We start from the raw sequence: 311 nt of genomic DNA, 5'->3' as shown, positions 1-311 counted from the left end.
TAGCTGTTAATGTGGGGCAAAGTTTAACCTTAATTGGGGGAACGGTCATCAATACAGGCAGTCTCAATGCGCCCAATGGTACCATAACCCTTGCTGCTGTTCCGGGGAGCAGCTTAATCCGCATTCAGCAAGCAGGGAGTCTCTTGAGTTTAGAGGTTGAGATTCCCAAAGATAGCAATGGTGAGATTCTTCCTTTCACAATGTTGGATATTCCCGCACTATTAACAGCTTCTCCTTCCCCGACAGATGCAAATCTGGCGAATGCAAACACAGGAGATTTAATCGTGACGGGGGAGGTGCAGGGGGAAAAT

General features: G+C 47.6%; 1 protein-coding gene. It reads left to right on the top strand.

The genetic code is table 11. The features are described from left to right. Positions 1-311 (top strand): hypothetical protein (locus JUI58_RS27590; protein WP_204102510.1); only part of this gene is annotated, 311 nt, incomplete at both ends.

It is taken from the genome of Spirulina sp. CCY15215 (assembly GCF_016888125.1).
GTDB lineage: Bacteria > Cyanobacteriota > Cyanobacteriia > Cyanobacteriales > Spirulinaceae > CCY15215.
The sequence above is the reverse complement of the archived record's forward strand: the minus strand, read 5'-3'. Positions and strand labels throughout refer to the sequence as shown.